This is a genomic window from Nonomuraea sp. NPDC049269 (assembly GCF_043197155.1).
In the GTDB taxonomy this organism is placed as follows: domain Bacteria; phylum Actinomycetota; class Actinomycetes; order Streptosporangiales; family Streptosporangiaceae; genus Nonomuraea.
In genome coordinates, this window is record NZ_JBICSO010000008.1 from 752,381 (window position 1) to 765,749 (window position 13,369).

At 70.9% G+C, this 13,369-nt stretch carries 7 protein-coding genes (1 of these 7 only partly in view); 4 read left to right on the top strand and 3 right to left on the bottom strand.

Annotated features, from left to right (window positions below; translation table 11 throughout):
• The 4 genes from ACGFNP_RS43030 to ACGFNP_RS43045 are packed head-to-tail and all read left to right on the top strand — an operon-like array spanning position 1 to position 5,991.
• Positions 1–306 (top strand): acyl carrier protein, encoded by a 306-nt coding sequence (locus tag ACGFNP_RS43030; RefSeq protein WP_358322279.1) that lies wholly within the window; start codon positions 1–3, stop codon positions 304–306.
• Positions 303–4,262, top strand: a complete 3,960-nt coding sequence (locus tag ACGFNP_RS43035) for an amino acid adenylation domain-containing protein (protein ID WP_393328667.1) — start codon at positions 303–305, stop codon at positions 4,260–4,262. The genes ACGFNP_RS43030 and ACGFNP_RS43035 overlap by 4 nt, the downstream gene beginning before the upstream one ends.
• Positions 4,259–4,993, top strand: a complete 735-nt coding sequence (locus tag ACGFNP_RS43040; RefSeq protein WP_358322273.1) for a thioesterase domain-containing protein — start codon at positions 4,259–4,261, stop codon at positions 4,991–4,993. The genes ACGFNP_RS43035 and ACGFNP_RS43040 overlap by 4 nt, the downstream gene beginning before the upstream one ends.
• Positions 4,972–5,991, top strand: a complete 1,020-nt coding sequence (locus ACGFNP_RS43045) for an LLM class F420-dependent oxidoreductase (protein ID WP_358322270.1) — start codon at positions 4,972–4,974, stop codon at positions 5,989–5,991. Before ACGFNP_RS43040 ends, ACGFNP_RS43045 begins: the two co-directional genes overlap by 22 nt.
• Here the strand turns inward: ACGFNP_RS43045 and ACGFNP_RS43050 are convergent.
• The 3 genes in view from ACGFNP_RS43050 to ACGFNP_RS43060 are tightly spaced (each overlapping or abutting the next) and all read right to left on the bottom strand, a layout consistent with a single transcriptional unit that may run on beyond the window.
• Positions 5,960–7,228 (bottom strand): MFS transporter, encoded by a 1,269-nt coding sequence (locus ACGFNP_RS43050; RefSeq protein ID WP_358322268.1) that lies wholly within the window; start codon positions 7,226–7,228, stop codon positions 5,960–5,962. The genes ACGFNP_RS43045 and ACGFNP_RS43050 overlap by 32 nt on opposite strands.
• Positions 7,209–10,829: an amino acid adenylation domain-containing protein gene (locus tag ACGFNP_RS43055; RefSeq protein ID WP_393328670.1), complete on the bottom strand. Its 3,621-nt coding sequence runs from the start codon at positions 10,827–10,829 to the stop codon at positions 7,209–7,211. The genes ACGFNP_RS43050 and ACGFNP_RS43055 overlap by 20 nt, the downstream gene beginning before the upstream one ends.
• Positions 10,826–13,369: the 3' portion of an amino acid adenylation domain-containing protein gene (locus ACGFNP_RS43060; protein ID WP_393328672.1), read on the bottom strand. It continues 489 nt past the right edge of the window; the window shows 2,544 of its 3,033 coding nt (coding positions 490–3,033); its start codon lies beyond the right edge, outside the window; the stop codon is at positions 10,826–10,828. Before ACGFNP_RS43060 ends, ACGFNP_RS43055 begins: the two co-directional genes overlap by 4 nt.

Consider the following 13,369-nt stretch of genomic DNA (forward strand, 5'->3'; position numbering starts at 1 on the left):
ATGACCCAGGCCGACGCGGTTGCATCTCTCGTGGAGCGAAGGTTAGGCCGCGCTCTCGATCCCGATCTCAACTTCTTCGAAGCCGGTCTCGATTCGCTTGCCCTGGTCGAGCTGCACGAGGAGATCACCAGCGTGCTGGGCCTGAGCTTGCCGGCCACCGCGATGTTCACCCACCCGAACCTGCGTGCCCTCTCGCACCTGATCACGCAGGCCCAGGCGCCCGCCAGGCAGGACGGCGCCCGTCGCCGTCCGCTGGGCGGCAGCCGCCGCGACGTGCGTGCCAGGATCCGTAAGGACGGTCGGTGACCCCTCACGAACAGCCCATCGCTGTGATCGCGATAGGGCGCTTCCCGCAGGAGGTGGGGGCGGCCGAGGAGGCCGGACACGATCCTGGAACGCAGGTCGTCCGGTTGTACGGCGGAGTGGGCAAGGCCTGCGCGGCGCTGCTGGCCGGGGAGTGCGAGCTGGCCGTGACCGACGCTGGCGAGCTGCCACCGGGTACGCTGCGTGGCACCCTGGTCCTGCGGCTCCTCGACCGGGCGTTGCTCGACGGCGACCTGGTACACCGGGTGATCTGGCCCGACGACCTCGAGGTGGAGGAGGGCTATCCGCCAGTGCACGCTCTGGGTGACGGCCGCCCGCGCGTGGTGGTGTGGTCCGGCCGCACCCACGAAGAGGCCGAGTCAGCACGGAGGAGCCTGGCCGGTTTCTTCGCCGGACTGTCGGAGGATCGCTATGCCGACGCGGCGGGCACCCTGCAGCAGGGACGCGTCCACCACCCCGTGAGAGGTGCGTTGGTCTGCCGGAGCGCCGCAGAAGCCGCTCTCGCGCTGGGCCGCGAGCACATCTACGAGCAGGGGCCGGTCCGCCTGTCCTTCCCCGATGAGGCGGCCGGTCTGTACGGCGTGGAGCGCGTGTTCACCGAGGCCGTGGACGTGTGCGAAGAGGCCTTCGAAGCGCGCGGCGTCGAGGTGCCACCCGCCTTCGCCACCGCCTACGGGCTGGCCGCCACCCTCGCCGCCTGGGGCATCCGCGCGGAAGCACCGGACCCGGCCCTCCTCGCGAGTGACCCTCCGCTGAAGGAGGCGCTCGCCGGCCTCACGCAAGAAACGGCCGGAGCCGAGGTCCGGGTGGGTGACGATCTCGCGGGGCTGCTGGCCGCCGTGGCCAGGTTCTGGACGGGCGGCGGCCGGGTGGACTGGGCCGCGCTCGATCCCGATCACCCGCTGCAACGCATCCCCATCCCGAGGCCGCAGCCGGAGCTGCCCGCCTCCGTGGAGGAGCCGCATCCGCTGTCGGCGGTGCCGTACTCCTTCTGGGTTCTGGAGCAGCTCGCGCCGGAAAGCGGCGTGTCGAACCTGGCGGTGGCGCTCAGGTTCGAGACACCGCTGCGCAGGCTGCCGCTGCAGATCGCGGTGAGCCGGCTGGTCAAGCGGCATCCGGCCTTGCGCCTGCGGTTCCCCGTGGTGGGCAGGGCGCCCGTCAGGCACCTGGTCGCGCCCCAGGAAGCCCAGTTGAAGGTCGAGACGCGGGCCACGACGGAGGAGACGCTGGTCGCAGACCTGCAGTCCTTTCTGGACGAGCCCTTCGACCTGGGCCGCGACCTCCTCATCAGGGTGGGACACTTCACCCTGCCCGACGGCGCCGGGACCGTGGTGTGCCTGGTCGGCCACCACATCATCATCGACGGTGCCTCCCTGCAGCTCCTGGTGGAGGAACTGGGCCGCTTCTACGACAGCCAGACCGGGCACGGCACGCTGCCGCCCGAGTTGGCGGGGCCCGCGCCGGTGCTGGAGGCGGGGGAGCCGTCAGATGAGTCGATCGGCTACTGGCTGGACCGGCTCGACGGCGTCGACCCCGCCGCCATGGTGCTGCCGGGGAGCAGGCACTCGCCGCCCCATCCGACGTTCGCCGGCCACACCTGCTCGTGGCGGGTCGACGCCGAGACGGTGGCGGCCCTGGACGAGCTGCGGGCCAGTCTGCGCACCACCGGCAACATCGTGCTGGCCACCGCCTTCCTGCTGACGCTGCGCGGGCACGGTGCCGGCCCGGACTTGGTGATCGGCATGCCGGTCAGCACCAGGACGGGTGAGGAGCGCAAGCACGTCGGCTACGCCGTGAGCACGCTGCCGCTGCGCGTCCACGTCGAGCTGGACGACGACTTCGAGCAGGTCGCCAGGCGCGTGGAGGAGGCTTTCGCGGAGGGGATCGAGCACGCCGACGCCTCGGTGGAGGCGGTGCTGACCCGCCGCGGGCACGGCACGGACGACTGGCGGGTCCCGCTGTTCCGGCACATGTTCAACTACCGGCCCTGGAGCGACGAGAAGGTACACATCCAGGGTGAGGTGCCCGGGTACGTCGAGAACCTCATCGACCGCAGCCGCCTGGACATGCAGTGCAATGTCATCCAGGAGCCGGATCGGCTCACCATCCGCATGGGGCACAGCACCGAGGTGCACGACGAGGACGAGATCGCGGCGTTCGCGGCCAGGATGTGCGCGGTGGTGCGGCAGGCGGCGCGCGGCAGGGTGCTGGACGTGCTCTCGCCGGCGGACCGGGAGTTGCTCGACCGGGTCAACGACACGCGCCGCACCTGGCCCGGCACGCTGGTCGAGCGCATCGTGCCAGGGCCGGCCGTGGCCGTGCGGGAGGGCGGGCGCGAGGTCAGCTATGACGAACTGCTGGGGCGCGCGGCCGCGGTCCGCGACCTGCTGCACGAGCGAGGGGTACGGCACGGCGACGTCGTCGCCCTGGCCCTGGATCGTTCGGCGGACCTGGTGGCGGCGGTGCTGGGAGTGTGGCAGGCGGGAGCGGCGTTTCTACCGCTGGACGTGCGGCAACCGGAGTCGCGTCTCGCCTACCAGGTGGCCGACTCGGGTGCGCGGCTGGTCGTCGCGGCGGGCACGCCGCAGTGGGCGGGTGAAACGCCGGTCGCGCCGATGCCCAGCACGCTGGGGGAACCCGTACCACCCGAGTGCGGAAATATCGCTTATGTCATCTACACTTCCGGCTCCACCGGGCGGCCCAAGGGTGTGCAGGTCACGCACGGAAACCTGACGAACCTGGTGCTCGACTTCACCGACCGGCTCGGTGCGCCCACGAGCGTTCTGTGGTCCACCACCACCTCTTTCGACATCTCCTGGCTGGAATTGCTGTTGCCGCTGGCCTCTGGAGGCACCGTGGTCGTGGCCTCGGACGAGGACCAGTTGCAGCCGGGCAAGTTCCTGGACTTGATCGCCGCGGCCGACATCCAGGTCGTGCAGGCTACGCCGACCGCGTGGCGGCTGATCGCGCCGGAAGCCGGGCCGGAGCTGGCCGGACGCACGGTGTTGTGCGGCGGCGAGCCGATGCCCGCCGCCTTGGCCCGGGACCTGCTGGAGCTGGGCTGCCGGGTGTTCAACGTCTACGGCCCGACGGAGACCACCATCTGGTCCACCGCCGCCGAGCTGCGCGAGCCACCGCTCGATCCGGTCCCCGCAGGGGAGCCGCTGGTCAATACCCAGATCTTCGTCACCGACGCCGCGGGCCGCGAGCTGCCGCCGGGCGTGCCGGGTGAGCTGTGCGTCGCCGGTGCGGGGGTGAGTGCGGGCTACCTCAACCGGCCCGAGCTGACGGCGGAGCGCTTCGGGCGCCACGACCGGTACGGCAGGTTCTACCGGACCGGCGACCGCGCGCGGATCCGCCACGACGGCACGCTCGAGCTTCTCGGCCGCGACGACAGGCAGATCAAGCTACGCGGCCACCGCATCGAGCTCGGCGAGGTCGAGGCGGCGCTGCACGAGCACGAGGCGGTACGGACGGCCGCGGTGATCCTCGACGGCGACCCGCAGACCGACGGACGGCTCGTCGCCTTTCTCGAGGTCACCGACCAAGCCGCTGATGGGGAGCTGTGGCGCTTCGCCAGGACGCGGCTGCCCGACTACGCCGTCCCCACCCGCTACATCGTCACCGACAGGCTCCCCACCACCGCCAACGGGAAGATCGCCTATCGCGAGCTGGTGGTGCCTGACGAGGGTGGCGCCCCGGCGCAGGAGGTGGGCGACGGGCTGGTCCAGCAGGTGGTGGCGCTGTGGCGCGACGCGCTGAAGCGGCCTGGGCTGGGGCCGCACGACAACTTCTTCCTCAACGGCGGCCACTCCGTGCTGGCCGTCCGGCTGATCCGTCCACTGGAGGAGCTGGCGGGGCGTGCCGTCTCGGTACGGGCCGTGTTCGACCATCCGACGCCGGCCGAACTGGCCCAACACCTGGGGGACGCCCGATGACGCCGTGGTTCGTTCAGGTCAAGGAGGGGGAGCGGGCGCTGGTCACCTTCCCGCACGCGGGTGGCGGTCCGGCTTCGCTCGGTGAGCTCGCCGGACACTTCCCGCCCGAGGTGGGTTTGTGGTCGGTCAACCTGCCGGGGCGTCAGGCCAGGCTCGCCGAAGAACCACGGACTGACCTCGACGGGCTGGTCGAGGACCTGGCGCGCGACCTTGCCGGGTGGCGCGAGCCGTACACGCTGTTCGGCTACTGCAGCGGGGCGTTGCTGGCTTTCCTCGTCTGCCGTCGCGTGGTCGAGCTGGGCGGGCGGCCTGAACGGCTGATCGTGGGCTCGTTCGCCGCGCCGGATGTGACCTTGCTGCTGCGCCGCCTGCCGTCGCTGCCGTCGTGGCTGTTCTGGGAGCAGCTGATCGCTCTCGGCGGTGTCCCGCCGGAACTGGCCGATCGGGAGGCGCTCTGGCCGGTGCTGGAACCGGCGCTCCGCGCCGACTTCGGGCTACTGGCCGAATATCACCACCGGCCCGGGCTACCGCTGCCGGTGCCTGTCTCTGTCCTGTACGGCATCCGGGACGCCTCGCTGACCAGGGGCGGCCTGCTGGGCTGGCGGCGGCAGAGTGTGCACAGGCCCGCGTTGAAGGGGCTCGACTCCACTCACTGGCTGGCCGAGGAGACTCCGGACGCCCTGGCAGCCGCGATCGTTGAGGAGATGGGATGCGCCTCGGTTACAGCATGAGCTACTGGGGCGGCGCGGGCCTCGGCCCGGCCGACCACCTGGCGCTGGTACGAGAAGCGGAGGCTCTGGGCTATTCGTCCGTGTGGGCGGCCGAGACCTACGGGACCGACCCGGCGAGCCTGCTGGCCTGGATCGCGGGCCAGACCGAGCGCATCGCGCTGGGCACCGGCGTGCTCCAGATGTCGGGACGCAAACCCGTGGTCGCCGCGATGACGGCGGCCACCATCGACCAGCTCTCCGGCGGCCGCGCCCGGCTGGGCGTGGGCCTGTCCGGCCCGCAGGTGGTCGAGGGCTGGCACGGCGAGCGCTTCGACCGGCCGCTGGCCCGCGCTCGTGACTACCTCCAGGTGGTGCGCAAGGCGCTGCGGAGCGAGCCGGTGCAGCACGACGGAGCCACGATGACGCTGCCCCTGCCCGGCAGCGAGGGCAAGGAGCTGACGCTGGCCGTCTCGCCGGTGCAGGAACGGCTGCCGGTCTACCTGGCCGCGATGGGACCCAGGACCGTCGCGCTGGCCGGCGAGCTCGCCGACGGCTGGCTGGCCATCCACTTCCCGCCCGATCACCTGGCCAAGATGGCCACGCACCTGAACCGCGGCGACCTCGACATCGCGCCCATGGTGCTCACGCACGTCGAGGAGGACCAGGAGCTGGCCTACGACATGATGCGGCCCATGCTCGCCCTCTACCTCGGCGGCATGGGCTCGCGCCGTACCAACTTCTACAACCGCCTGGCCACCACGCTCGGCTTCGAGCAGGAGGCCGCCCGCATGCAGGAAGCCTTCCTGGACGGGCGGCAGGGCGAGGCCATGGCGATGCTGCCCGACGCGCTCGTCGACGCGATGACCATGTGCGGCCCCGCGGGCAAGGTGCGCGAGCGGATGGCGGCCTACCAGGAGGCGGGCGCGACCACGCTGATCGTTGGCCTGGTCACGCCCACCCGGCGGCTGCGCAGCCGCCAGCTGCGGCTCATTGCCGGCCTGGCTCCGGCATCTCCTTGAGCTTGGCCAGCGGCGACCAGGCCATCGCCGCCATCGGCACGAGCGCGCCGATGGTGACGACCACCCACAGCGTCGTACGCGTCCCCAGGGCGCCGGCCAGCAGGCCCGCGCCCAGGGCACCCAGCGGGGCGGGGATCAGGCCCAGCGAGTAGATCGACGCCACCACGCGGCCCTGCAACTGCGGCGGGGTGACCGTCTGCACCAGCGTGGTGTTGGTGACGAAGAAGATCTGCGAGGTGATACCGCTGATCAGCTGCGCGGCGACCAGCATGGTCACCGAGACCCAGACCGGCCCGGTGGCCAGCGGGATGAGGAAGAGGGCGAGGTTGCCGTACACGATCGACCACAGCAGCACCTTGCCGATCGCGAAGCGCCGCATCACCTTTACGGCCAGCAACGCCCCGATGATCGAGCCCACGCCGCCACCGGCCAGGATGCTGCCGAACCACGCTGCGGGCACGCCCAGGTCGCGGATCACGTACAGGGCGTAGATCGAGTTCATCGAGCCCAGGATGAACAGCGAGTACACGGCCGACGAGATGGCCAGCGGCCGGATCAGCTCGTGCCGCAACACCCAGCCCATGCCCTGCCAGATCGCCTTGTGCACCTGCCCGGCGGTGGTGTCATCCGGCTCCGGCTGCGCTTCCGGCCGCTTGATCAGCGCCACCGCTATCGCGGAGGCCAGGTACGACATCGCGTCGATGACCAGCAGCGCGGGCGCGGCGAGCACCTTCAGCAGCGCCGCGGCCAGGCCGGGGCCGAACGTCTGGGCGACCGACTCGGTCAGCTGCAGCTTGGAGTTGCCCTCCAGGAAGTTCTCGGGCCGCACCAGGAACGGGAAGTAGCTGCGGTAGGCCGTCTGGAAGAGCGTGCTGAGCAGCCCGATACCGAAGATGACGCCGTAGATCCAGGCCAGCGTGAGCATGTCGGCGAACCACGCGACGGGGATCAACATCAGCAGCACGAAGCGCGCCACGTCCGTCCAGATCAGGATGGGCCGCTTGCGCACCCGGTCGGCCAGCACGCCGAAGAGCAGGAAGAGCACCATCGGAACCCGGAGCAGGAAGCCGACGACGCCCATCTCCTCCTCGGAGGCGTGCAGGACGGTGACCGCGATGACGGGGATCGCGAAGTAGGTGATCGCCGAGCCGAACTGCGACAGGCTCTGCCCGGACCACAGGCGCATGAAGTCGGCGTTGCGCCACAGGCTGGTTTGTTCACTGGTCGGGGATGCCATGATCCATCCATCTTCTGATCTCGGTGGCCGCTCCCGCGACCAGGGGTTCGTACAGGATCGGGACGCGTTCCTCGGGGATCGGGACGTGAGCGAACCGCCCCTTGGCGACGGAGGACCAGCTGCCGTCCTCGCGCTTGGGCGCGAAGAGCGCGACGTCGCCGTCGTAGGGCTCGTGCCGGTAGCCGCCGACCGCGTGCGCGTTGGCCCGGAACACGGCCAGGTAGCGGCGCGCTTGCTCGACCTCGGTGGTGTCGGGGGCCAGCCGGTCTGCGGCCGAGGCGGCGCCCATGACCGCCAGCAGCCGCTCCTCCGGTGGCCGGGCGGCGAGTTCGGCCGGGTCCAGCCCGAGGGTCTCCTCGGGTCCGCCGGCCAGCGCATGGAACAGCAGGACAGTGTCGTCCTCCAGCGACGCGCTGGCCACGGGCTCTTCGGCGTTGGCGTAGAAGAGCACCACGAGTGGCACCTGCTCGCCGCGCTCGCGCAGGCGCCTGGCCACCTCCAGAGCGATGTTCCCGCCGATGCAGAATCCGCCCAGCACGTACGGCCCCGCCGGCCGTACCTCCAGCAGGTCGGCCACGTAGGCGTCGGCCATCTCGGCGAGCGTGGCGTGCGGCTCCTCGCCGGGTACGAGCCCGCGCGCGGCGATGGCGTACACCGGCTGGTCGGGGCCGAGGCGGCGGGCCAGCGGGTGGTAGCGGAAGACCTGGCCGCCGAGCGCGTGAATGAAGAAGATCGGCGTACGGTCACCGTCCGGGTTGAGCGGCACGACGTGGCTCGGTGGCGCGAGGTCTTCGGGCTGGCGGAGCACCCTGGCCAGCGCACTGATCGTCGGCGCGGTCAGGACGGTGGCGACAGGCAGGCTCCGCCCCAGCTCCTGGCGGATGCGGGCAGCCAGCCGCAGGGCGCTCAGCGAGTGGCCGCCGAGTTCGAAGAAGTCGTCAAGGATCCCGGCCGCGGGCACCTTCAACACCTCTTCGTAGAGCGTGGCAAGGCGCGCTTCCACCTCATCACGAGGCGGCACGTACGGCCGGCCGCTCGCTGTCTCCGGCGGGGGCAACGCGGCCCGGTCGAGCTTGCCGCTGCGGGTGAGGGGGAGGGCGTCCAGGTGCACCCACCGGCGCGGGATCATGTAGGCGGGCAGGACGTCGCGGAGGTCGGGTACATCGCCCACGATGTAGCCGACCAGGCTGTGCTCGTACGCCGTGACGGCCGCGTCGCGGACTCCCGGCTGCGCGCGCAGGGCGGCCTCGACCTCTCCGGTTTCGACGCGCATGCCGCGGATCTTGACCTGGTGGTCGGTGCGGCCGAGGTATTCGAGTTCGCCGGTGGGGAGCCAGCGGGCGAGGTCGCCGGTCTTGTAGAGGCGTTGACCGTTGGGTGCGGGGAGGAATCGTTCGGCGGTGAGCGCCGGTTTGCCCAGGTAGCCGCGGGCGAGTTGGACGCCGCCGATGTAGAGCTCACCGGGTGTGCCGATGGGGACTTCGCGGAGGTGCCGGTCGAGGACGTGGAGGGTGGTGTTGTCCACCGGTCTGCCGATGGGGACCACGGTCTCTTCCGGCTGGCAGGGGTGCCAGGAGACGTCGACGGCCGCCTCTGTGGGGCCGTAGAGATTGTGCAGCCCGGGTAGGTCGAGGCCGGGTGGGAGGGCTTCGCCGGAGCAGATGATCCGTGGCGGGGGCTGGATGTCTTCTTCCTCTAGGAAGGCTTGGAGCATGGAGGGGACGAAGTGCGCGGTGGTGACTTGCTCGGTCTTGATGAGGTCGCGGAGGTAGGCGGTGTCGCGGTGGCCGCCGGGCCGGGCGATGATCATGGTGGCGCCGGTGATGAGTGGCCAGAAGAGTTCCCAGACCGAGACGTCGAAGGTGGTGGGTGTCTTGTGCAGGACGCGGTCTTCGGGGGTGAGCTGGAAGGTGTCCTGCATCCAGCGCAGCCGGTTGACGATCGCCCGGTGGGAGACGCCCACTCCTTTGGGCCGTCCGGTGGAGCCGGAGGTGAAGATGACGTAGGCCAGGTTGTCCTCGTGCACCAGCGGCCGAGTGAAGCAACCCCCGGAACCCGCGGCGGTGAGGACGATCTCGGCTCCGGCGTCGGCGAGCATGCCGCGGCGCCGTTCCTCGGGGTCGGCCGGATCGAGGGGCAGGTAGGCGCCACCGGCCGCCAGCACCCCGAGGAGCACGACCGGGAGGTCCAGCCCGCGTTCCATGCAGACGCCGACCGGTTGGTCCACCCGCACGTCCAGCCCGGCCGCCACGTCGCGAGCCCGTTCGGCCAGTTCCCGGTAGGTCAGCCGGTCGCCCTCGAAGACCAGCGCCGTCGCTTCCGGTGTCCGCTCTGCCTGCTCGAAGACCAACTCGTGCAGCATCCCGCCCGGGTGGTCGCACGCGGTGGAGTTCCAGAGCGCGAGCAGAGCCGCGTTCTCCGGCGAGATGCCAATATTTCCTGACAATGCGCGGAGGTAGTGATCCCGGATCGCCGCGATCTGGTCGGTGGGGAACTGCGTGGTGTCGTAGGAGATGGTCAGCGTCAGTCCCTGGCCGGGAGTCCGGACGAAGGCCGCGCTGAACGCGAAGTCGGTCTGCTCGAAGAAGTCCTGGCCCTCGATGGGCGTGGCGGCGTCGCCGTACACGTGGAAGTCGCGGAAGTCGACGTGCGTGTCCAGCAGGCGCGCGCGACCGCTGGCCCGCTGGATCTCGAAGAGCGGGAAGTGCCGGTACGGCAGCGCCGCCACTTCCGCCTGGAAAACCCGCTGGACTAGTTCGGGAGCGTCGGCGCGCACGCGCAGCGGGACGGTGTTGAGGAACAGGCCGAGCACCTCGTCGCCCGCCTCGCTCTCCGGGCGGCTGTGCGTGAGCATCCCTGTGAGGACGTCCGGGTCGCCGGTCAGCAGTGCCATGACGCGCACGTGCGCCGCGAGCAGCACCGAGCGCAAGGGCACCCGGTCGGCGGCCGCCTCCTCCGCCAGCGCTTTCGCCAGGTCGTCGGGGAGTGCCGTGGCGAGGACCTCGACCTTGCGCGGTCCGCCGGTGGGGTAGCCGGGCATCCGGGGCAGCCGGCCTTCCGGCGCCTCGTCGATCGCCTCCCGCCAGAACTCCGCCGCCTCCGGCCGGGCGAGCACGGCCTTCTCGGCCGCCACCAGGTCGCGGAAGCGCGCCCCCGGCGGTTCCACCGGCAGCCCCGGTGTCGCATAGCGCGCCAGCAGTTCGCTGACCAGCGTCGCGACGCTCCACCCGTCGAGGATCGCGTGGTGGAAGTAGACGGTCAGCGCGAACCTGTCGGCTTCGGACCGCACATGGACGCGAAGCAGGGGAGCCTGCGTCCAGTCGAACGGCCCGTACTCCGGCTCGCCGTCGGAAACGGTCAGCGGGATTTCCGCGCGGTCGTGCACGAGCTGGACGGGCTCGCTGAACCCGGTCAGGTCGAAGGAGGTCCGCAGGACCTCGTGCCGAGCCGACAGCTCGCCCAGCGCCCTGACCAGCGCCACTTCATCGAACGTGCCGCGCAGGGTGAGCGTGGTGTGGTCATGGAAGGTCACGCCGTCCAGCTCGCTGTGGTACAGCATCCCGGCCTGGAGGGCGCTGAGCGGGTAGGCGTCGATGATCATCGTGTGAGCCTCTCTCTGTCCGCCGGGCTGAGCAGGTCGAAGGCTCCCGCCGTGGGTTCCGGTACGGCCTGCCGCGGCCGCAGGACGGTGGCCAGTTCGGCGACCGCCTGGTGGGTGAACAGGTGCTGCAGTTCCACGCCGTAGCCCATGGCGCGCAGCCGGGCCACGACCTTGAGGCTGCTGATCGAGTCGCCGCCCACGGCGAAGAAGGTGTCGTTCCTGCCGACCCGGTCGAGGTCGAGAACCTCCTGCCAGACCCGCGCGACGGCGCGTTCCGCTTCGCCGCATGGCGGCTCCCACGGCAGGTCGGCCGGGCGGTGGGGGGCGGGGAGGGCGGCGCGGTCGAGCTTGCCGTTGGGGGTGATGGGCAGGCGGTCCAGCCGCACCCACGCCGTCGGGATCATGAAATCTGGCAGCAAATCGGATAAATCGGGGATGTCGCCGACGATGTATCCGACCAGGCGGCCGTCCACGAGCTTGGCCGCCGCTCCCGTGACGCCGGGCTGTCCGCGCAGGACGGCTTCGATCTCGCCGAGCTCCACGCGCATGCCGCGGATCTTGACCTGGTGGTCGGTGCGGCCGAGGTATTCGAGCTCGCCCGAGGGCAGCCATCGGGCCAGGTCACCGGTCCGGTAGAGCCGCCCGCCTCCGGGCGCGGGCAGGAATCGCTCAGCGGTCAGGCCGGGCCGGTTGAGGTAGCCGCGGGCGAGTTGGACGCCGCCGATGTAGAGCTCACCGGGTGTGCCGATGGGGACTTCGCGGAGGTGCCGGTCGAGGACGTGGAGGGTGGTGTTGTCCACCGGTCTGCCGATGGGGACCACGGTCTCTTCCGGCTGGCAGGGGTGCCAGGAGACGTCGACGGCCGCCTCTGTGGGGCCGTAGAGATTGTGCAGCCCGGGTAGGTCGAGGCCGGGTGGGAGGGCTTCGCCGGAGCAGATGATCCGTGGCGGGGGCTGGATGTCTTCTTCCTCTAGGAAGGCTTGGAGCATGGAGGGGACGAAGTGCGCGGTGGTGACTTGCTCGGTCTTGATGAGGTCGCGGAGGTAGGCGGTGTCGCGGTGGCCGCCGGGCCGGGCGATGATCATGGTGGCGCCGGTGATGAGTGGCCAGAAGAGTTCCCAGACCGAGACGTCGAAGGTGGTGGGTGTCTTGTGCAGGACGCGGTCTTCGGGGGTGAGCTGGAAGGTGTCCTGCATCCAGCGCAGCCGGTTGACGATCGCCCGGTGGGAGACGCCCACTCCTTTGGGCCGTCCGGTGGAGCCGGAGGTGAAGATGACGTAGGCCAGGTTGTCCTCGTGCACCCGCACGACGGGTGCCGGGGCCGCATGCACGTCCGCTGCCGTGAGCACCAGGTCGGCCCCCACGTCGGCCAGCATGCCGCGCGTCCGCTCCGCCGGGTGGCCCGGATCGAGCGGCAGGTAGGCGCCACCGGCCGCCAGCACCCCGAGGAGCACAACCGGGAGGTCCAGGCACCGTTCCATGCACACGCCGACCGGCTGGTCCACCCGAGGACCCAGCCTCGCCGCCACTTCGCGGGCCCGCTCGGCCAGCTCGCGGTAGGTCAGCCGGTCGCCCTCGAAGACCAGCGCCGTCGCTTCCGGTGTCCGCTCTGCCTGCTCGAAGACCAGCTCGTGCAGGGTCACGCCCGGATGCTCCTGGGCAGTGGCGTTCCACCGCGAGATCTGCTCTCGCTCTTCGGCCGGCAGGATGTCCAGGCGCCCCATTGGCACGTCGGGCGCCGCCACCACCGCACGCAGGAGTGCGGCGAACCGCCGCGCCAGCCGCTCGATCGTCTCCGGCTGGAACAACTCGCTGTTGTAGACGAAGCGCCCCTCCAGCAGCTCACCCCGCTCGGCGGCGTAGAGCTCCAGGTCGAACCGGGTGGTCGTGCTGTCCGGCTCGAAGCCCTCGCCGCCCTCGCGATAGCTCTGCAGCGCGAACAGCACCTGTACCAGCGGCGAGCGGCTGACATCGCGTTCGGGGTCCAGCTCGGCGACCAGCTTCTCGAAGGGCAACTCCTGGTGGTCGTAGACCTCGAGCGCCCCATCCCGCGTCCGGCGAAGCAACTCGGCGAATCCGGGATCGCCCGCCAGCCGCGCCCGCAGCGGAAGCAGGTTGACGAACAGCCCCACCATCTCCTCGAACTCCGGCCTGGTCCGCCCGGCCACCGGCGACCCCACCGCGAAGCCGGTCATGCCGGACCAGCGGGCCAGCAGCACCTGGAAGGCGGCGAGCAGCCCCATGTAGAGCGTTGCCCCCTCGGCCCGGCACAGCTCGCGGAACGCCGCCACGTCCAGCTCGAGGTCGTGCCAGCCGCCCCGGAAGCCCTGCCGAGGCGGGCGTGGCCGATCCAGGGGCAGCTCAAGCACCTGCAACCCGTCCAGCTCGCCGCGCCAGAACGCCAGGTCATCGGCCAAACGCGCACCGCTCAGCCGCTCACGCTGCCACAACGCGTAGTCGCCGAAACCCAGCCGCGGTCCGCTCTCCGGTGGCGCCAGGAGTTCGCGGAGGATGAGGTCGGCCGACCAGCCGTCGGCGAC